This window comes from Streptomyces sp. NPDC002573 (assembly GCF_042889625.1).
GTDB lineage: Bacteria > Actinomycetota > Actinomycetes > Streptomycetales > Streptomycetaceae > Streptomyces > Streptomyces gibsoniae.
In genome coordinates, this window is record NZ_JBIARC010000026.1 from 24,770 (window position 1) to 43,016 (window position 18,247).

Genomic DNA, 18,247 nt, shown 5'->3' on the forward strand with positions numbered 1-18,247 from the left:
CAGGGCCATCCAAGGTCATCCAAGGAGATACGAGAACCGTGACGGACATCGTCGACGAGCTGAAGTGGCGCGGGCTGATCGCCCTCTCCACGGACGAGGACGCATTGCGCAAGGCGTTCGCGGACGGTCCCGTCACGTTCTATTGCGGCTTCGACCCGACCGCGCCCAGCCTGCACCTCGGCAACCTCGTGCAGATCCTGACGATGCGCCGCATCCAGCAGGCGGGCAACCGTCCGCTGGGCCTGGTCGGGGGTGCCACGGGCCTGATCGGCGACCCCAAGCCGACCGCGGAGCGCACGCTGAACGACCCCGAGGTCGTGGCCGGCTGGGTGGCGCGGCTGCGCGGCCAGATCGAGAAGTTCCTCGACTTCGAGGGACCGAACGCCGCGACCATGGTCAACAACCTGGACTGGACCCAGGGCCTGTCGGCCATCGACTTCCTGCGGGACATCGGCAAGCACTTCCGGGTCAACAAGATGATCGCGAAGGAGGCCGTCTCCCGGCGGCTGAACTCGGACGCGGGCATCAGCTACACCGAGTTCAGCTACCAGATCCTTCAGGGCATGGACTTCCTGGAGCTGTTCCGCAGGTACGGCTGCACGCTCCAGACCGGTGGCAGCGACCAGTGGGGCAACCTCACGGCGGGCGCGGACCTGATCCACAAGGTGGAGCCGCATGTCCCGGTGCACGCGCTGGCCACGCCGCTGATCACCAAGGCGGACGGCACCAAGTTCGGCAAGACGGAGTCCGGCACGGTCTGGCTCGACCCGGAGCTGACCACGCCGTACGCCTTCTACCAGTTCTGGCTGAACGCCGACGACCGTGACATCTCGAAGTTCCTGCGCATCTTCAGCTTCAGGTCCCGTGAGGAGATCGAGGAGCTGGAGCAGCAGACCGAGGAGCGTCCGCAGGCCCGTGCCGCGCAGCGCGCACTCGCCGAGGAGCTGACGACGCTGGTGCACGGCGCCGACCAGACGGCCGCCGTGACCGCCGCGTCCAAGGCCCTCTTCGGCCAGGGCGAGCTGACGGACCTCGACGCGACGACGCTGGCCGCGGCCCTCTCCGAGGTGCCGAACGTCCAGGTCTCCGAGCTGCCGACGGTCGTGGACCTGTTCGCCGAGGTCGGCCTTGTGGCCAGCAAGTCGGCCGCGCGTCGCACGGTGAAGGAGGGCGGCGCCTACGTGAACAACGCGAAGGTCACCTCCGAGGACGCGGTGCCCTCCCAGGAGGACCTGCTGCACGGGCGCTGGCTGGTGCTGCGCCGTGGCAAGAAGAACCTGGCCGCGGTCGAGGTCACGGGCGCCTGAGGCGCTCTCGCGCACAAGGGCCGGGATGTGGTCCCGGCCGCGCAAGAGGGGCGTTCCCGTCGGGGAACGCCCCTCTTCTCTCGGTGCTTCAGGCCCTCTCCCGGCGTCTGCCCTTCGTCGACATGTACGCCATCTCGCCCAGGAAGACGAGGACGACCGCGGCGGCGAGTTGCAGCCCGTGGCGGCCCCAGTCGATCCCCCGGGTCTCGGCGATCCCGATGGTGCGGGCCACGGCGTTGCCGACGATGCCGCCGATCATGCCCATGATGGTGGTCAGCCAGAGCGGGCTGTGCTGTCTGCCCGGCAGGATGAGCTTGGCCAGCAGCCCCAGGATGAATCCGACGATGATCGCCCACAACCAGCCCATGGCTGCCTCCTCGTACGGCTCGACGCGAGCGGTACGCCCAGTCTCGGGGTGTCCGCCATACGGCGCATGTCGGGTGCAGCCGTACGCGCGAGTGCGCAGCGCGTACGCCCAGGCAGGCTGCCCCCGGTCTCGTGGCCGACGCAGGCGCGGCGTAACGTGGTGAGTGTTCGGGCTCGGCCCCTGACCGGGTACGGACCAGGTGCGGGCCGGGGAGAGTCCGATGCAGGCGGGTGGTGGAATGTGATGCGGAAGCTGCACAGCGGTGAGCACGCCCAGGTGTACCGGATCACCGGCGCCCGGCAGGGACTGGCGGCGGACGTACGCGGCCGGCAGCGTCGCTATGTCATCTCCATGAGCATCCGCACGGTCGCGGTGATCCTCGCCGCCACGCTCTGGAACGTGGAGCGGCCGTTCGCCGTCGTCGCGCTGGTCCTGGGAGCGGTCCTGCCCTATGTCGCGGTGGTCATCGCGAACGCGGGCCGGGAGAACGTGCCGTCGCTGCCGTCGTCGTTCCTCAACGTCCCGGTGCGACCGATGATCACGCCGCCCGATGCGGACAAGCACACGGAATCCGTCCCGGAGGACGAGCCGGCCGAACCCTCGGCCCACGTACGGGAAGAGCCGCGCGAGCGGGCCTGAGCACGGCGGGCGCCGGATACGGGATTCCGCCCTTCGCGAAGCTCAAGAAAAGCTCAGGACAATCATGTTGTTCCGGTGCCGGGCAGCGGGTCACCCGTGACATACTTCGTACGCGCTCCGCATCCCCCGTCGGAGCGAAAGACCGACGCCGGGCAGCTCCCCCCGTGGCTGCTCGGCGTCGCCTTTCGGTGCCGTCGCGCTGTCACGTGTCGACCGGCTCATGGAGCGCGCGCGGGGGCACGTTAGGGTCGGGCATGTGATGCTCCCTGATCCCGACTCCCCCATCTGCTCCGCCAAGGGCTGCCGAGCCGCCGCCGTGTGGGTGCTCGCCTGGAACAACCCGAAGCTGCACACGCCGGAGCGCCGCAAGACCTGGCTGGCGTGCGAGGAGCACCGCGAGCATCTGTCGAAGTTCCTGAGCGTACGAGGGTTCCTCAAGGACGTCGTGGCGCTCGCGGAGTGGGAGTCCCCCGAGAGCGGCCCGCCGGCGGGCTGAGCATCCGTTCCGTTCGGGGCTTCTCAGCCGCCGATCGCGGACATCGGCCGCTTCGGCTGCAGGAACGAGGGGTCGTCCAGTCCCGAGCCCGCCTTCTTGCCCCACATCGCGAGGCGCCAGATGCGGGCGATCTCCTCGTCGGGGGCGCCCGAGCGCAGTGCCGCGCGCAGATCGGTCTCCTCGGTGGCGAACAGACAGGTGCGTATCTGGCCGTCGGCCGTCAGCCGGGTGCGGTCGCAGGCCGCGCAGAAGGGCCGGGTGACCGAGGCGATCACGCCCACGCGATGCGGGCCCCCGTCGACGATCCAGCGCTCGGCCGGAGCGGAGCCCCGCTCCTCGGCATCCTCGGCGGTCAGCTCGAAGCGGGTGCGCAGGGAGGCGAGGATGTCCCCCGCGGTGACCATGCCCTCGCGCTTCCAGCCGTGCTGGGCGTCCAGCGGCATCTGCTCGATGAAGCGCAGCTCGTACCCCTCGCGGACCGCCCAGGCGAGGAGGTCCGGGGCCTCGTCGTCGTTGAGCCCGGGCATCAGGACGGTGTTGACCTTGATCGGGACGAGGTCCGCCTCGTGCGCGGCCCGCAGGCCGTCGATGACGTCCCGGTGGCGGTCCCGGCGGGTGAGCGCCTTGAAGACGTCGGGGCGCAGGGTGTCCAGGGAGACGTTCACCCGGTCCAGGCCCGCCGCCTTCAGGGCCGCGGCCGTGCGCTTGAGGCCGATGCCGTTGGTGGTGAGGGACATCTGGGGCCGGGGGTCCAGCGCGGCGACCCGCTCCACGATGCCGACCAGGCCGGGGCGCAGCAGCGGCTCCCCGCCGGTGAAGCGGACCTCTTCGATCCCGAGGGTGGTGACCGCGATGTCGATCAGGCGGACGATCTCGTCGTCCGTCAGCAGATCCGGCTTGGCGAGCCACTGCAGACCCTCCTCGGGCATGCAGTACGTGCACCGCAGATTGCACCGGTCGGTCAGGGAGACCCTCAGGTCGGTGGCCACCCGGCCATAGGTATCGATGAGCACGGGGCCCCCTCCCTCGTCGCGGATCACTCTTCCGTCATCCGCGAGCCTACGTGACGGCGCTGACAACGGCAGCGGCCCGATCCCATGCGGTGCGCGACGGCCGCGCCGCGGATGGCGTTCTCCGCGACGCGGCCGTCGGCGGGCGGTCAGTGCGCGCCGGTACCGGTCAGGGACCGTACCTCCAGCTCCGCGTACTTGCCGGGGTCCGGCTGCTCCTTGGACAGGAGCGTGCCGAGCCAGCCCAGCAGGAAGCCGACCGGGATGGAGATGATCCCGGGGTTCTCCAGCGGGAACCACTGGAAGTCGGCGTGCGGGAACATCGACGTCTCCTTTCCGGAGACCACCGGCGAGAACAGCACCAGGCCGACGGCGGTCACCAGGCCGCCGTAGATCGACCACAGGGCGCCCGCGGTGGTGAACCGCTTCCAGAAGAGGCTGTAGAGGATCGTCGGCAGATTGGCGGAGGCGGCGACCGCGAAGGCGAGGGCGACCAGGCCCGCCACGTTCAGGTCGCGGGCGAGGGCACCGAGGGCGATGGAGACGGCGCCGATGCCGACCGTCGCCCAGCGGGCCGCGTTCACCTCCTGCTTCTCGCTCGCCTGCCCCCGCTTGATGACGTTCGCGTAGATGTCGTGCGCGAACGAGGAGGACGAGGCGAGGGTCAGTCCCGCGACCACCGCGAGGATCGTGGCGAAGGCGACCGCGGAGATGGAGGCGAGCAGGATCGCCCCCCAGTCCGAGTGCGTGCCTCCCAGGTGCAGGGCGAGCAGGGGCGCCGCCGTGTTGCCCGCCTTGTTGGAGGCGATGATCTCGTCGGGCTTGATCAGGGCGGCGGCGCCGAAGCCGAGGGCGAGGGTCATCAGATAGAAGGCGCCGATGAGGCCGATGGCCCAGTTCACCGACTTCCGGGCGGCCTTGGCGGTGGGCACCGTGTAGAAGCGGATCAGGATGTGGGGCAGTCCCGCGGTGCCGAGGACCAGGGCGATGCCCAGGGAGAGGAAGTCCAGCTTGCTGGTGCCGGTGGCGCCGTACTTCAGTCCGGGCTCCAGGAAGGCCGACCCCTTGCCGCTGTTGCTCGCCGCCTTGCCGAGCAGGTCCGAGAGGTTGAAGTGGAACTTCAGCAGCACCAGGAAGGTCAGCAGCAGGGCGCCCAGGATCAGCAGGACGGCCTTGACCATCTGCACCCAGGTGGTGCCCTTCATGCCGCCGACGGTGACGTAGACGATCATCAGGACGCCGACCAGGGCGACGATGCCGATCTTGCCGCCGTCGCTGGTGATGCCGAGGAGCAGGGAGACCAGGACGCCCGCTCCCGCCATCTGGGCGAGCAGGTAGAAGATCGACACCACGATCGTGGAGGTGCCGGCCGCGGTGCGGACCGGACGCTGGCGCATGCGGTACGCGAGGACGTCGCCCATGGTGTACCGGCCGGAGTTGCGCAGCGGCTCGGCGACCAGCAGCAGGGCCACCAGCCAGGCGACCAGGAAGCCGATGGAGTACAGGAAGCCGTCGTAGCCGAAGAGGGCGATGGCGCCCGCGATCCCGAGGAAGGACGCGGCGGACATGTAGTCGCCGGAGACCGCGAGTCCGTTCTGGAAGGCGGTGAACTGGCGGCCGCCCGCGTAGAAGTCGGCGGCGCTGCGGGTCTGGCGGCCCGCCCAGACGGTGATGACGAGGGTCGCCAGAACGAAGACCGCGAACAGCGTGATGATCAGCGTCCGGTGCTCGCTCGCCTCACCGGCGGCCAGGACGAGGGCCGGGCTCATGCGCCGCCCTCCATCCGGGACTTGATGGCCTCGGCCTTGGGGTCGAGCTGGGCGGCGGCGTGGCGCGAGTACCACCACGCGATCAGGAACGTGGTGAGGAACTGGGCGAGGCCGAGCACCAGGGCGACGTTGACGTTGCCGAAGAGCTTGGTGCCCATGAACCCGTCCGCGTAGTTCGACAGGAGCACATAGGCCAGGTACCAGGCGATGAACGCCACGGTCAGCGGAAAGGCGAACGAGCGGTGGGAGCGGCGCAGTTCACCGAACTCGGCGCTCTCCTGGACCGCGATGAACGCGTCGGTGGACGGAAGACCTGTTCCGGTCTTGGACGGGGGAGGTGCGTCGGTGGCCACGATGTCTCCTCGCATTGCGGACCTGACAGTGACATGGGTCACATCACCGACTGCGACCGTAACGCTCCGGTGTGTGATCCGACAGGGGGCGGTGACCGCCGGGATGCCCCCTGCCCGAGGTCACGGCGCGACTCGTGGGCCGGTTCAACTCTCTTGGTTTCTTTTTTACGTGGTCTCCGCAATCTCATTGCCCACCGGTCGGGAGCCGGATAGCGTCGCCCTGGACCACCCGTCATGTACCTGCCGGAATGCCACCGCGTTCCGGCACGTTCACGCTTCCGGATGATGTGGAGATCCCATGGCTCATCTGCGTTCCAGACGCCGGCTCGCCCTCGCCGTGCCGGTCGTGCTGTCGCTCACCGCCTCCCTGGGCTTCCTGCCGAGCGCCGCGTCGGCCGCCGCCCCGCGCACCGACGCCGTGGCACGGACCGCCGACGGGCCCGAACTCGCCTACGTCGTCAACACCCGGACGGACCGTCACACGCTCACCTCGGTGCAGCGGGCGATCACCGCGGCGGGAGGCACGATCGTGGTGACGTACGACAGGATCGGTGTGTTCGTCGTCCACTCCGCGAACCCCGACTTCGCCAGCACGCTGCGCGGCGTGCGCGGGGTGCAGTCCGCGGGCGCGACCCGGACCGCCCCGCTGACCGCGGCGGGCACGACGGACGAGGGCGCGGCGCAGTACCTGACGAAGGCGCAGGCGGCGAAGGCCGCGAGCGCCTCGGCGAGCGCGGACGAGAGCGAGCCCCTCGAAGCCGACCAGTGGGACCTGCGCGCCATCGGCGCCGACAAGGCCGCGAAGATCAACCCCGGCAGCCGCAAGGTCACAGTCGCCGTCATCGACACCGGGGTCGACGACACCCACCCGGACCTCGCCCCCAACTTCTCCGCGTCGCAGTCCGCGAACTGCGTCGGCGGCAAGGCGGACACCTCCTACGGCGCCTGGCGGCCCGCGAAGCCCGATCACTACCACGGCACGCATGTCGCGGGCGAGATCGCGGCGGCCCGCAACGGCATCGGCGTCGCCGGTGTGGCGCCGAACGTCGAGGTCTCCGCGATCAAGGTGGCCGACCCGGTCAACGAGCTGTTCTACCCCGAGAGCGTCGTCTGCGCGTTCGTGTTCGCCGCCGACCACGGTGTGGAGATCACGAACAACAGCTACTACGTGGACCCGTGGCTCTACAACTGCATGGACGACCCGGACCAGCGGGCCATCGTGGACGCGGTCGACCGGGCCCAGCGGTACGCCCAGCACAAGGGCACCCTCAGCATCGCCTCCGCGGGCAACTCCAACGACGACCTCGACTCCCACTCCCTGGTCGACGCGTCCAGCCCGGACGACTCCACCACGACGACCCGCACAGTCGACCCGCACGAGTGCTTCGACGTGCCGACCCAGCTGCCGGGTGTGGTCACGGTCAGCGCGACGGGTGTCACGAAGGCCAAGTCGTACTACTCCAGTTACGGCGACGGCGTGATCGACGTGGCGGGGCCCGGCGGTGACAAGTACCAGATCCCGGACACCCCGTCGAAGAACGGCCGCATCCTCTCCACCATGCCGGGCGGCCAGTACGCCTATCTGCAGGGCACCTCGATGGCGTCGCCGCACGTCGCGGGCGTGGCCGCGCTGCTGAAGTCGGCGCATCCGCGGGCGACTCCGGCCGAGCTCCAGGCGCTGCTCAAGGCGCAGGCCGACAACCCGGGCTGCCCGGCCGGTCCCTACGACGGCAACGGCGACGGGGTCGTGGACGCCACCTGCGTGGGCGGCAAGCGTGTGAACGGGTTCTACGGCTTCGGCATCGTCAACGCGCTGCGCGCGGTCGAGTAGCCCCTCAGCGGCCCGAGTTCGCCGAAGGTCGCGGGCGTTCCGCGCCGTCGACGGCAGGCCCCGGTGAAGCCGCCGCCCCGGGGCCTGTCCCGGCCCTCTGGCCGTGATCCAGTACACGGGGCATAGTCCGTCCATGACCGATACGGACGTGGCATGGGCGGCACTGGGCGGGGACCCCGCACTGGTGCAGAGGATCTCGAACGTCGCACGCGAGGGGACGCTGACCTCGCCGCTGCCGGTACGCGAGGTGGCGCGGGCCTGTGTCGGGGCCTGCGCGCTGGCCGCCGCCGAGTGGGGCGCCAGGCGGGCCGGGCTGCCGGACGTGCCCGAGGTCCGGGTGGACGACGGGGCCGTGGCCACCGCCTTCCACAGCGAGCGGCAGCTGCGGGTCGACGGCCGCGCCCCGGTCAACTTCGCGCCCCTGTCCCGGTTCTGGCGCGCGACGGACGGCTGGGTGCGCACGCACGCCAACTATCCCCATCACCGCGCGCGGCTGCTCGGCGCCCTCGGACTGGCGGCGGACGCGTCCGTGGACACCGTCGCCGCCGCGATCGCCGAGCGGTCGGCCGTCGAGGTGGAGGACGGCGTCTACGCGGCCGGTGGGCTCGCGGTCGCGTTGCGCACGCCTGGGGAGTGGGCAGCGCACGAGCAGGGGCGCGTCGTGGCCGCGCAACCGCTGGTGGGCCGTGAGCGGCTCGACAAGGCATCTGCACGCCCCCTCGTCCCGCTCGTGCGCTCCGCCGGCGAGCCGCTGCTGCCCGCCGCGGGTCTGCGGGTGCTGGACCTCACCCGGGTCATCGCCGGCCCGGTGGCCACCCGCACGCTCGCGCTGCTCGGCGCGGACGTGCTGCGGATCGACAGCCCGCAGCTTCCCGAACTAGCGGACCACCACGCCGACATGAACTTCGGGAAGCGCTCCGCCGCCCTCGACCTGGCGGCGCCCGGTGACCGGCGGGCCTTCGAGGAGCTGCTGGCGGAGGCGGACGTGGTCGTGACGGGCTACCGGCCCGGCGCGCTCGACCGCTGGGGGCTCACCCCCGAGCGGCTGGCCGAGCGGCGGCCCGGACTCGTCGTGGCGCAGCTGTCGGCGTGGGGGGCGTACGGGCCCTGGGGCGGGCGACGGGGCTTCGACAGCCTGGTGCAGGCCGCCACTGGGATCGCGGTGACCGAGGGGTCGGTGGAGGAGCCGGGGGCCCTGCCCGCCCAGGCGCTGGACCACGGCTCGGGGTATCTGCTGGCCGCGGCGGTCCTGCGGTCGCTCACCGAGCAGACGGAGGAGGGCGGCACCCGGGTCGTACGGCTGGCGCTGGCACGGACGGCGGCCTGGCTGACGGACGGCACGGACCGGGCGGCCGAGCGCACCGGGGCCGGGTACGACGGCCCGGCGGCGTACGACGGCCCGGAGCCCTGGCTCGCGGAGACCGACAGCGCCCTGGGACGGCTGCGGTACTCCCTGCCGCCGGTGCACTTCACGGACGGACCGTCCGACTGGACACGGCCGCCCGGGCGGTGGGGGCAGGATCCGGTCCGGTGGTCCACGGCGGCGGCGGGCTGAACGGGCCGGAGACGGGACCGGGCGCCCACCCTCCGGCGGAGCGGAGCCCGCTGCTCGGCTCCGGACCGACGCTCGTCCACCTCGGGTGCGCGTCCCTGTGGGCGGGCGGTCTGCCGCATGTGCGGTACCCGCATCCCGGCGCATGCCCCGGGATGCGGACGCCGCGCTTCTGGGCGCTACGCGCGCGTGGCGGCCGTCCTGCTCAGACCACCGCAACGGGGGTCTGTGGTTCGCTGCGCCGGATGCCGCCGGAGACGGTCCTCGACCAGCTGACGTCCACGGCGTACGGCCGCGCCCTGCTCGCCGAGGTGCTGCCGGTGGCCGTGGTCGCCGTACTCACCCCGCATGCGCGGCGGCGGCCGCGGCGCGCGCCCGACACGCTCGGCGCCGCCACCCCCGCGCGTGCGGTGGTGGCGGCGCCGGGTCTGGTCCTCGCGGTGTCCGGACTGCTGACGGCGCTGCCGCTGCCGGTCCGCCGGCCATGGTCAGCCGGCCGTGACGAGCACCTTCAGGGCCGTGCGCTGGTCCATCGCCTGGTAGCCCTCGGGCACGCCTTCCAGGCCGACCGTCCGGTCGAAGACCGGCGAGGGGTCGATGGTGCCGTTGAGGATGTCCGGGAGCAGTTCGGGGATGTACGCGCGCACCGGCGCGACACCGCCGCGCAGGGCTAGGTTCCGGTCGAACATGATGCTCAGGTCGAGTCCGGTGCCGCTTCCGTGCGGGACGCCGACGAAGCCGATGGCGCCGCCGTCACGGGCGATGTTCACGGCGGTCCGCATCGACTGCTCGGTGCCGACGGCCTCGACGACGGCGTGCGAGCCCTGACCGCGCGTCAGTTCCCGGACGGCTTCCACGGCTTCGTCGCCGCGCTCGGCGACGACGTCGGTGGCGCCGAAGCGGCGGGCGATGTCCGTACGGACCTGGTGGCGGCCCAGTGCGATGATCCGCTCGGCGCCGAGCCGCTTGGCGGCCAGCACCGCGCACAGGCCGACGGCCCCGTCACCGACCACGGCGACCGTGGCACCCGGGCGGGCGCCCGCGCCGAGGGCGGCGTGGTGGCCGGTGCCCATGACGTCGGAGAGCGTCAGCAGCGCGGACAGCAGACGGTCGTCGGAGGCGGCCTCCCTGGGCAGCCGGACGAGGGTGCCGTCGGCGTAGGGCACGCGCACGGCCTCGCCCTGGCCGCCGTCGTAGCCGACGGAGCCCCAGAAGCCGCCGTGCTCGCAGGAGGTGTTGAGTCCCTCGCGGCAGTAGTCGCAGACGCCGTCGGACCACATGAAGGGCGCGACGACGAGGTCACCCCGCCGGACGCCCGTGACGTCGGAGCCGGTCTCCTCCACGAAACCGAGGAACTCGTGCCCGATCCGCTGTCCCGGCTGCCGGGCCGCCTCACCGCGGTAGGCCCACAGGTCGCTGCCGCAGATACAGGCCCGCAGCACACGGACGACCGCGTCGGTGGGCTGCTGCACCACGGGCTCGGGCACGTCCTCCACTCGCATGTCGAAGGGGGCGTGAATGGTGGTGGCGCGCATGGCGAGGATCCTTCTCGTGCGATCGTTCGGGGTGCGCTCAGGGGGTGGTCGAGCGCACTTCACGGTACGCCGTGAGGGTCTTCGGTCGCGCGTCGAGGGAGCCTCGGACCAGCGCCGCCGCACGGCGGAGGCGTCCGGTGCGGGGTGCGGCTTCCCTCACACTCCCGCGGCGCCCAGCAGCGCCCCCGCCGCATAGGTGACCCCCATCGCCAGCGCCCCGCCCGCCACGTTCCGCAGCACGGCGCGGCCCGGCCTCGCCGCGCCGAGGCGGGCGCTGATCCAGCCGGTGACCACCAGGGCAGCCAGGACGGACAGGACCGTCACCGGGAGCCGCCAGGCCATGGGCGGCAGCACGATGGCGAGCAGCGGCAGCAGCGCGCCCACCGTGAAGGCGAGGAAACTGGCCCATGCCGCGTGCCACGGGTTCGCCAGTTCGTCGGGGTCGATGCCGAGCTCCACGCGCGCGTGGGCGCGCAGCGCGTCCCGTGCCGTCAACTGGGCGGCGGCCTCACGGGCCACCTCCCGCGTGAGGCCCCGGCGCTCCAGCAGTTCGGTGAGCTCCGCCAGCTCCGCCTCCGGCTGCTCCGTCAGCTCCCGCCGCTCCAGGGCCAGCGCCGCCTTCTCCGAGTCCCGCTGCGTGGAGACGGACACGTACTCGCCCGCGGCCATCGACATGGACCCGGCGAGCAGACCCGCGAGCCCGGCCGTCAGCAGCGCCCCGCGGTCGGTGGTGGCGCCCGCGACGCCGACCACGAGTCCCGCGGTGGAGACGATGCCGTCGTTGGCCCCGAGCACCGCGGCCCGCAGCCAGTTCAGCCGCGAGCCGAGCGCGCCCGCATGGGCCTCGTCATGTGCCGGGCCGCCCACGGGCGCTCCACCGGGTACTGCATCGCTCACGCCCGGAGGGTCTCATTCCGGGCGGGGAGGGACAGCGGGCCACGCCGACGGGCGCGAGGAGGATTCCGGTGCCGTCGTCCGTACCGGCCCGAAGGCACGGCGAAACGGGCGGCGGCGCACCGTAGTTCAGGGAGATTTGTGTGAAGCCCCCCGGCCCACGACACGCCCTGTCGACGCCTTGTCGGCCGGGAGCGAACTCCGAGGAGGGGCAGCGGGGTTGTGCGCACCCCCGCGCGCAGGGTGCGCGAAGGGCCTCGCCGAGCCGGGCAGGGGCGCTGGTGCCGGCTGCGGCCCGTATCCTCAATGACCATGCTCGAAGACCGGACGACCGCAGCGTCCTCCCCCACACCGTGGCCGGCCGCGTATCCGAAGGGATACGCGGTCGTTGACGTGGAGACCACCGGCCTGGCCCGGGACGACCGGATAATCTCCGCGGCCGTCTACCGCCTGGACGCGCGCGGCGAGGTCGAGGACCGCTGGTACACGATGGTCAACCCGGAGCGCGACCCGGGCCCGGTGTGGATCCACGGTCTGACGAGCGAGATGCTCGAAGGCGCCCCGCTCTTCGGGGACATCGCCGAGGAGTTCGCCTCCCGGCTCGCGGACCGGGTGCTCGTCGCGCACAACGCCGTCTTCGACTGGCAGATGATCGCGCGGGAGTACGCGCGTGCGCGCAGCGAGGCGCCGGTGCGTCAGCGGCTGTGCACCATCGCGCTCTCCAAGGAACTGGGCCTTCCGTTGCCCAACCACAAGCTGGAGTCACTGGCCGCGCACTTCGGCGTGGTCCAGCAGCGCGCCCACCACGCGCTCGACGACGCCCGGGTGCTGGCGGAGGCGTTCCGGCCCAGTCTGCGGGCCGCCGCGGCGGACGATCTGCGGCTGCCGTTGCAGGAGTGCCGGGCGCTGACCGAATGGGCGGACCGGCCCGCGCCGCTCATCGGACAGCAGCCGGGCGGCTACGGCGGCTACGGGCCGAGCAGCTGGCGTCCCTCCCGTAAAAGGCCCGCATGCCCCTATCCCAACCCCGGGCGGTACGAAGAGGGCAAACCCCTCAAGCAGGGCATGCGCGTCGCCTTCTCCGGGGACACCTCGGTCGACCGGGAACTGCTGGAGGACCGCGCGACGGAGGCCGGTCTGCATGTCTCGACGAGCCTGTCCCGGCTGACGAGCCTGCTCGTCACGAACGATCCGGACTCGGCCACGTCCAAGGTGGTCAAGGCACGGCAGTACGGCACGCCTGTGCTGGACGAGGCGGCGTTCGGCCAGTTGCTGCGAGACGTCGAGCCGGTGGCGGACAGAGCGGCGTCCGCCACGGGGCGTGGCTCGGGCGACCGCTGACGGACGGACGGGCGGTCGGCGTACGGGTGATTACCGTACGACTCGCCCGCCGCCCGCTCGCCCGCGCCCCGGCGACGGCCCACCCTGTGGCGCATGGCGAGATGCGAAGTATGCGGCAATGACTATGGAATGACCTTCGAGGTGCACGCGCAGGGCGAGGTGCACGTCTTCGACTGTTTCTCCTGTGCGATCCACCGGATGGCGCCGATCTGCGAGCACTGCCGGGTGCAGATCATCGGTCAGGGTGTCGAGGCGGAGGGCCACTGGTACTGCGGAGCCCACTGCGCCCGCGCCGAGGGGAGGGTGGGGATCGTCGACCGGGTCTGAGGACACCCCCCTGAGGGCGCCCCACGTACCGAGATGTACGGTCGTGGGGTGTACCGCTTCCTGTTGTCCCGGCAATGGGTGATCCTCACCCTTGTCTCCATCGCGCTCATCCCGACGATGATCGATCTGGGCTTCTGGCAGCTGCACCGCCACGAGCACAAGGTCGCCCTGAACAAGGTGATCACCGACTCGCTGGCGGCGACGCCCGTGCCGGCCGAATCGCTGACCTCGCCCGGGGCCAGGATCCCGCACGACGACCTGTACCGACGGATCACGGGCAAGGGCACCTTCGACACCGCCCACGAGGTCGTGGTGCGCCGCCGCACCAATGCCGACGGCGAGGTCGGCTACCACGTCCTGACCCCCTTCGTCCTGGACGACGGGAAGGTCCTGATGGTCAACCGGGGCTGGATCCCGGCGGACGGCGCGCAGACCGCCTTCCCCAAGATCCCCGCGCCCGCGCAGGGCGAGACCACCGTCACGGGCCGGCTGATGCCGGACGAGACGACGGCGGAGAGCGGCATCAAGAACGTCCAGGGCCTGCCGGAGCGCCAGGTCATGCTGATCAGCAGCGGACAGCAGGCGCAGAGCCTGGGCAAGCAGGTCCTCGGCGGCTATATCGAGCTGACCTCGCCCGCCCCGAAGGGCGGCAGCCCCGAGCTGCTGCCTGACCCCGAGCACAGCGACATCGGCCCGCACATGGCCTACGCCATCCAGTGGTGGCTGTTCTCGGCGGGCGTGCCCTTCGGCTGGTTCGTCCTGGTCCGACGTGAGGTCCGCGACCGCACCGAGGCGGCCGAGCAGCCGGTGGAGGAACCCGAACCGGCCACGGCCTGACCGCCGCACCGGCCACGGCATCTCCGGGCTCCCCGGCTCGACCGCCGGAGCCTCAAGGACGGTAGGCCGACCGGGCCCCCGGCACGACCAGGCTGATTTGAGGCGCGATGTGCCGGGAACCCGCACCCCGTGCACCCCCGGATCGAGGATTACGCGCTCATCGGTGACGAGCAGACCGCCGCCCTGGTCGGCCGCGACGGCTCCGTCGACTGGCTGTGTCTGCCCCGTTTCGACTCGCCGGCCTGCTTCGCCCGACTGATCGGCGACGAGGAGAACGGCCACTGGACCATCGCCCCCGAGGGCGCCGGCCCCTGCACCCGCCGCGCCTACCGCCATGACACCCTCGTCCTCGACTCCGAGTGGGACACCCCCGACGGCTCGGTCCGCCTCACCGACTTCATGCCCCAGCGCGACCGCGCCCCCGACCTCGTCCGCGTGGTCGAGGGGCTCGAAGGCCGCGTCACCCTGCGCGGCCGGCTCCGGCTGCGCTTCGACTACGGATCGATCGTGCCGTGGGTGCGCCGGACCGACAGCGACCGTCTGGCCATCGCGGGACCCGACGCGGTGTGGCTGCGCAGCCACCCGTCGGTGCACACCTGGGGCCAGGACTTCGCCACCCACTCCGAGTTCACCGTCGGCAAGGGCGAGAAGGTGGTCTTCGTCCTCACCTGGCATCCCTCGCACCACCCCCGCCCCCCGCTCATCGACCCGTTCGAGGCGCTGGAGAACACCGTCGACGACTGGCGTGCCTGGGCGGCCCGGTGCCGTTACCAGGGCCCGCACCGGGACGCGGTGGTCCGCTCCCTGATCACCCTCAAGGCCCTCACCCACGAACCCACCGGCGGTATCGTCGCAGCCCCCACCACCTCGCTGCCGGAGGCGCTGGGCGGCGTCCGCAACTGGGACTACCGCTACAGCTGGCTGCGTGACTCCACGCTCACCCTGGAGGCCCTGCTGAAGGCCGGCTACCACGAGGAGGCCGAGGCCTGGCGCGACTGGCTGCTGCGCGCGGTGGCCGGCGACCCGGCGGATCTGCAGATCATGTACGGGCTGTCGGGCGAGCGGCGCATGCACGAGTACGAGCTGCCCTGGCTGACCGGCTTCGATGGTTCGGCACCGGTCCGGGTCGGCAACGACGCGGTGCAACAGCTCCAGCTGGACGTGTACGGCGAGGTCATCGACTCGCTGTCGCTGGCCCGGAGCGCAGGCCTGCCGGTCAGGCCGCACATGTGGCGGGTGCAGTGCGCGCTGATGGAGTTTCTGCGCACGGCGTGGCGCGAGCCGGACGCCGGGCTGTGGGAGGTGCGCGGCAAGCGCCGCCACTTCGTGTACTCGAAGGTCATGGCCTGGGTGGCCGCCGACCGGGCCGTCAGCGCCCTGGAGTCCGATCCCGGGCTCGAAGGCGATCTGGAGGGCTGGCGGGCCATGCGGGACGAGGTGCACGAGGAGGTGTGCGCACGCGGGTTCGACCCCGAGCGCAACACGTTCACGCAGTACTACGGCTCGCGCGCGCTCGACGCCTCGCTGCTGCTGCTCCCGCGCGTGGGCTTTCTGCCCGGGGACGATCCCCGGATCGTCGGCACCATCGACGCGGTGCGCGCGGAGCTGGCGGTCGACGGCCTCCTGCGCCGGTACAGCACGGAGAACTCCGATGTGGACCCGCTGCCCGGCGGCGAGGGCGCCTTCATCGTCTGCTCGTTCTGGCTGGCCCAGGCCCTGCACCGCGCAGGCCGCACCGAAGAGGCCGGCGAACTGTTCGACCGGCTGGTGGGGCTCTGCAACGACGTCGGGCTGCTCTCCGAGGAGTACGACCCGGCGGCCGGCCGCCAGCTCGGGAACTTCCCGCAGGCGTTCAGCCACCTCGGTCTGGTGGGGACCGCCCTCGCTCTCTACGGGGACCGGACGGCAGGATAGGGGCCATGGATCTTGGACTGAAAGACCGGGTGTACGTCGTCACCGGCGCCACTCGCGGGCTGGGCAACGCGGCCGCGAGAGAGCTCGTCGCCGACGGGGCGAAGGTGGTCGTCACGGGCCGTGACGAGCAGCGGGCCGCCGAGGCGGCGGCCGAGCTGGGTGCGAACGCGGTGGGGGTGGCCGTCGACAACGCCGATCCGGCGGCGCCCGCCCGGCTGATCTCCGCCGCGCGCGAGCACTTCGGCGGCTTCGACGGCATCCTCATCAGCGTCGGCGGACCGCCGCCCGGCTATCTCGCCGACAACACCGACGAGCAGTGGACAACGGCCTTCGAGTCGGTGTTCCTGGGCGCGGTACGGCTGGCCCGCGCGGCCGCCGAGGAGCTGACCGAGGGCGGTGTCATCGGATTCGTGCTGTCCGGTTCCGTGCACGAGCCGATCCCGGGACTGACCATCTCCAACGGTCTGCGCCCCGGACTCGCGGGCTTCACCAAGTCCATCTCGGACGAGCTGGGCCCGCGCGGCATTCGTGCGGTCGCCCTGCTTCCGGCCCGCATCGACACCGACCGGGTGCGCGAGCTGGACGCGCTCTCGGCGGACCCGGAGGCGACACGGGCGGCCAACGAGGCCCGGATCCCGCTGCGCCGCTACGGCAGCCCGGACGAGTTCGGCCGCGCCGCCGCGTTCCTGCTGTCACCGGCGGCCTCGTATCTGACGGGCATCATGCTCCCGGTCGACGGCGGCTTCCGGCACGGTTTCTAGGACGTCGCCGAACTCCCGTCGGGCGCGCGGGCACGCCGCAGGACGCCACGACGCGTCACGCTTCCGCGCCCGCCGCGTCGACCGGTCCGGTCGACGCGGCGGGCGCGGAAGCGGCCGTCGTGCGTCAGTCGCCGCTGCCGGCCAGGTCCCGCAGGCGTCGGGCCTGCGCGGCCCGCTCGGCGGCGCGCTGCTCCTCGTAGGTCCGCTCCTGGGCCCCGCGCAGCAGTGTCTTGGTCTCGATGACCGCGTTCCGGTCCGCGGCGAGCAGGGCGGACGCCAGGTCGCGCACGGTGCCGTCGAGTTCCTCCCGCGGCACGGAGATGTTCGCGAGCCCGCTGGCCACGGCCTCCTCGGCCAGAACGAAGCGGCCCGTCACACAGATCTCCAGTGCGCGGGCGTACCCGACCAGGCTCACCAGCGGATGCGTGCCGGTGAGGTCCGGGACGAGGCCCAGGCTGGTCTCGCGCATGGCGAACTGCACATCGTCCGCGACGACCCGCAGATCACAGGCCAGCGCGAGCTGGAACCCCGCACCGATGGCGTGTCCCTGCACGGCGGCGATGGACACGATGTCGTTGCGGCGCCACCAGGTGAACGCCTCCTGGAACCCGGCGATGGCCGCGTCCAGCTCGGCGTCACTGCTGCGCGCGAGGTCGATGAAGTTCGGCTCGCCGGGCAGCCCTTCGGGCGTGAACATCTGGCGGTCCAGCCCCGCCGAGAACGACTTGCCCTCGCCGCGCAGCACCACCACACGAACGGAACCGGGCAGCGCACGGCCGGCTTCCGCCAGCGCCCGCCACAGAGCGGGGCTCTGCGCGTTGCGCTTGTCGGGGTTGGTCAGCGTCACCGTGGCGATCGCGCCGTCGACGGTGAGCCGTACGCCGTCCGTGTCGAGGACCGGGCCGTCCTTGTCGAATTCCGGGTCGAGCGAAGCCATGCGGCGCCTCCGATGGGTGCGGTCAGGGGAGGATGTCGTACGAGGACATCACATCCGTAAGTGACTGCACAGTAACCACCCGGCCGGTCACCCGACCGACCGGGTGGCCACCGTCGAAGCCGATGAGCCGCCCGGCGTCAGGCCGTCGTGGCCTTCTTGCCCCTTGTCGCCCCGCCACGCCCGCGCAGCGTGACGCCCGACTCGCTGAGCATCCGGTGGACGAAGCCATACGAGCGGCCGGTTTCCTCGGCCAGCGCCCGGATGCTCGCACCGGAGTCGTACTTCTTCTTCAGGTCTGCCGCGAGCTTGTCGCGCGCGGCGCCGGTCACCCGGCTGCCCTTCTTCAGAGTCTCGGCCACCCGTGCCTCCTCATGGGA

The 18,247-nt window shown here is 71.8% G+C and carries 19 protein-coding genes; 10 read left to right on the plus strand and 9 right to left on the minus strand.

Annotated features, from left to right (window positions below; translation table 11 throughout):
* The first annotated feature begins 38 nt into the window (after nt 1-38).
* Nucleotides 39-1,307: a tyrosine--tRNA ligase gene (gene tyrS, locus ACFYX0_RS23855; protein ID WP_311698171.1), complete on the plus strand. Its 1,269-nt coding sequence runs from the start codon at nt 39-41 to the stop codon at nt 1,305-1,307.
* Nucleotides 1,308-1,395: 88 nt separating this feature from the next.
* Here tyrS and ACFYX0_RS23860 read toward each other — a convergent pair whose 3' ends face one another.
* A complete protein-coding gene (locus ACFYX0_RS23860; RefSeq protein WP_355903223.1) occupies nt 1,396-1,674 on the minus strand; it encodes a GlsB/YeaQ/YmgE family stress response membrane protein in 279 nt (92 codons plus the stop codon).
* A gap of 243 nt (nt 1,675-1,917) precedes the next feature.
* Here ACFYX0_RS23860 and ACFYX0_RS23865 point away from each other — a divergent pair, with 243 nt between their 5' ends.
* Together ACFYX0_RS23865 and ACFYX0_RS23870 are read left to right on the plus strand one after the other, a co-directional pair.
* Complete coding sequence (locus tag ACFYX0_RS23865) at nt 1,918-2,313, plus strand: DUF3099 domain-containing protein (RefSeq protein ID WP_355903226.1); 396 nt, start codon at nt 1,918-1,920, stop codon at nt 2,311-2,313.
* A 259-nt stretch (nt 2,314-2,572) separates the two neighbouring features.
* On the plus strand, nt 2,573-2,809 hold the full coding sequence (locus ACFYX0_RS23870) for a hypothetical protein (RefSeq protein WP_388972940.1): 237 nt from the start codon (nt 2,573-2,575) through the stop codon (nt 2,807-2,809).
* A gap of 23 nt (nt 2,810-2,832) precedes the next feature.
* Here ACFYX0_RS23870 and moaA read toward each other — a convergent pair whose 3' ends face one another.
* The 3 genes from moaA to ACFYX0_RS23885 all read right to left on the minus strand — a co-directional run bounded on the left by moaA (nt 2,833) and on the right by ACFYX0_RS23885 (nt 5,941).
* The gene (gene moaA, locus ACFYX0_RS23875; RefSeq protein ID WP_355903229.1) at nt 2,833-3,822 is read right to left on the minus strand and encodes a GTP 3',8-cyclase MoaA; all 990 of its coding nucleotides are present in this window, start codon (nt 3,820-3,822) and stop codon (nt 2,833-2,835) included.
* Between the two features lie 146 nt (nt 3,823-3,968).
* Nucleotides 3,969-5,588, minus strand: coding sequence for a cation acetate symporter (locus ACFYX0_RS23880; RefSeq protein ID WP_388972942.1), 1,620 nt, complete (start codon nt 5,586-5,588; stop codon nt 3,969-3,971).
* Nucleotides 5,585-5,941, minus strand: a complete 357-nt coding sequence (locus ACFYX0_RS23885; RefSeq protein WP_311698166.1) for a DUF485 domain-containing protein — start codon at nt 5,939-5,941, stop codon at nt 5,585-5,587. Before ACFYX0_RS23885 ends, ACFYX0_RS23880 begins: the two co-directional genes overlap by 4 nt.
* Before the next feature lie 298 nt (nt 5,942-6,239).
* Here ACFYX0_RS23885 and ACFYX0_RS23890 point away from each other — a divergent pair, with 298 nt between their 5' ends.
* Complete coding sequence (locus tag ACFYX0_RS23890; RefSeq protein WP_355903235.1) at nt 6,240-7,772, plus strand: S8 family serine peptidase; 1,533 nt, start codon at nt 6,240-6,242, stop codon at nt 7,770-7,772.
* Between the two features lie 133 nt (nt 7,773-7,905).
* A complete protein-coding gene (locus ACFYX0_RS23895; RefSeq protein WP_388972944.1) occupies nt 7,906-9,327 on the plus strand; it encodes a CoA transferase in 1,422 nt (473 codons plus the stop codon).
* A gap of 202 nt (nt 9,328-9,529) precedes the next feature.
* On the opposite strand, the gene ACFYX0_RS23900 is transcribed toward ACFYX0_RS23895, so the two are convergent.
* The 3 genes from ACFYX0_RS23900 to ACFYX0_RS23910 all read right to left on the minus strand — a co-directional run bounded on the left by ACFYX0_RS23900 (nt 9,530) and on the right by ACFYX0_RS23910 (nt 11,726).
* A complete protein-coding gene (locus tag ACFYX0_RS23900; protein ID WP_388972946.1) occupies nt 9,530-9,667 on the minus strand; it encodes a hypothetical protein in 138 nt (45 codons plus the stop codon).
* 145 nt (nt 9,668-9,812) lie between these two features.
* Nucleotides 9,813-10,859, minus strand: coding sequence for a zinc-dependent alcohol dehydrogenase family protein (locus ACFYX0_RS23905; protein WP_388972948.1), 1,047 nt, complete (start codon nt 10,857-10,859; stop codon nt 9,813-9,815).
* 156 nt (nt 10,860-11,015) lie between these two features.
* The gene (locus tag ACFYX0_RS23910) at nt 11,016-11,726 is read right to left on the minus strand and encodes a VIT family protein (RefSeq protein ID WP_388973060.1); all 711 of its coding nucleotides are present in this window, start codon (nt 11,724-11,726) and stop codon (nt 11,016-11,018) included.
* Nucleotides 11,727-12,065: 339 nt separating this feature from the next.
* Here ACFYX0_RS23910 and ACFYX0_RS23915 point away from each other — a divergent pair, with 339 nt between their 5' ends.
* The 5 genes from ACFYX0_RS23915 (at nt 12,066) to ACFYX0_RS23935 (ending at nt 16,933) form a co-directional block, all read left to right on the plus strand.
* On the plus strand, nt 12,066-13,094 hold the full coding sequence (locus tag ACFYX0_RS23915; RefSeq protein WP_388972949.1) for a DEDDh family exonuclease: 1,029 nt from the start codon (nt 12,066-12,068) through the stop codon (nt 13,092-13,094).
* A gap of 93 nt (nt 13,095-13,187) precedes the next feature.
* Nucleotides 13,188-13,421 (plus strand): hypothetical protein, encoded by a 234-nt coding sequence (locus ACFYX0_RS23920; RefSeq protein WP_311698160.1) that lies wholly within the window; start codon nt 13,188-13,190, stop codon nt 13,419-13,421.
* Nucleotides 13,422-13,469: 48 nt separating this feature from the next.
* Complete coding sequence (locus ACFYX0_RS23925) at nt 13,470-14,258, plus strand: SURF1 family protein (protein WP_355903244.1); 789 nt, start codon at nt 13,470-13,472, stop codon at nt 14,256-14,258.
* 129 nt (nt 14,259-14,387) lie between these two features.
* A complete protein-coding gene (locus tag ACFYX0_RS23930) occupies nt 14,388-16,172 on the plus strand; it encodes a glycoside hydrolase family 15 protein (RefSeq protein WP_388972951.1) in 1,785 nt (594 codons plus the stop codon).
* Between the two features lie 5 nt (nt 16,173-16,177).
* Entirely contained in the window at nt 16,178-16,933 is a 756-nt protein-coding gene (locus ACFYX0_RS23935) for an SDR family oxidoreductase (protein WP_355903250.1), read from the plus strand.
* A gap of 124 nt (nt 16,934-17,057) precedes the next feature.
* On the opposite strand, the gene ACFYX0_RS23940 is transcribed toward ACFYX0_RS23935, so the two are convergent.
* Both ACFYX0_RS23940 and ACFYX0_RS23945 read right to left on the minus strand, forming a co-directional pair.
* Nucleotides 17,058-17,870, minus strand: coding sequence for an enoyl-CoA hydratase/isomerase family protein (locus ACFYX0_RS23940; RefSeq protein ID WP_355903253.1), 813 nt, complete (start codon nt 17,868-17,870; stop codon nt 17,058-17,060).
* A 137-nt stretch (nt 17,871-18,007) separates the two neighbouring features.
* Nucleotides 18,008-18,229 (minus strand): helix-turn-helix domain-containing protein, encoded by a 222-nt coding sequence (locus ACFYX0_RS23945; RefSeq protein ID WP_010987827.1) that lies wholly within the window; start codon nt 18,227-18,229, stop codon nt 18,008-18,010.
* Nucleotides 18,230-18,247 lie beyond the last annotated feature (18 nt).

Bases quoted from the DNA above. Each gene is read 5' to 3' on its own strand.
- ACFYX0_RS23860 (WP_355903223.1), bottom strand. From the start codon at position 1,674: ATGGGCTGGTTGTGGGCGATCATCGTCGGATTCATCCTGGGGCTGCTG.
- ACFYX0_RS23865 (WP_355903226.1), top strand. From the start codon at position 1,918: ATGCGGAAGCTGCACAGCGGTGAGCACGCCCAGGTGTACCGGATCACC.
- ACFYX0_RS23870 (WP_388972940.1), top strand. From the start codon at position 2,573: ATGCTCCCTGATCCCGACTCCCCCATCTGCTCCGCCAAGGGCTGCCGA.
- ACFYX0_RS23880 (WP_388972942.1), bottom strand. From the start codon at position 5,588: ATGAGCCCGGCCCTCGTCCTGGCCGCCGGTGAGGCGAGCGAGCACCGG.
- ACFYX0_RS23890 (WP_355903235.1), top strand. From the start codon at position 6,240: ATGGCTCATCTGCGTTCCAGACGCCGGCTCGCCCTCGCCGTGCCGGTC.
- ACFYX0_RS23895 (WP_388972944.1), top strand. From the start codon at position 7,906: ATGACCGATACGGACGTGGCATGGGCGGCACTGGGCGGGGACCCCGCA.
- ACFYX0_RS23905 (WP_388972948.1), bottom strand. From the start codon at position 10,859: ATGCGCGCCACCACCATTCACGCCCCCTTCGACATGCGAGTGGAGGAC.
- ACFYX0_RS23915 (WP_388972949.1), top strand. From the start codon at position 12,066: ATGCTCGAAGACCGGACGACCGCAGCGTCCTCCCCCACACCGTGGCCG.
- ACFYX0_RS23920 (WP_311698160.1), top strand. From the start codon at position 13,188: ATGGCGAGATGCGAAGTATGCGGCAATGACTATGGAATGACCTTCGAG.
- ACFYX0_RS23935 (WP_355903250.1), top strand. From the start codon at position 16,178: ATGGATCTTGGACTGAAAGACCGGGTGTACGTCGTCACCGGCGCCACT.
- ACFYX0_RS23940 (WP_355903253.1), bottom strand. From the start codon at position 17,870: ATGGCTTCGCTCGACCCGGAATTCGACAAGGACGGCCCGGTCCTCGAC.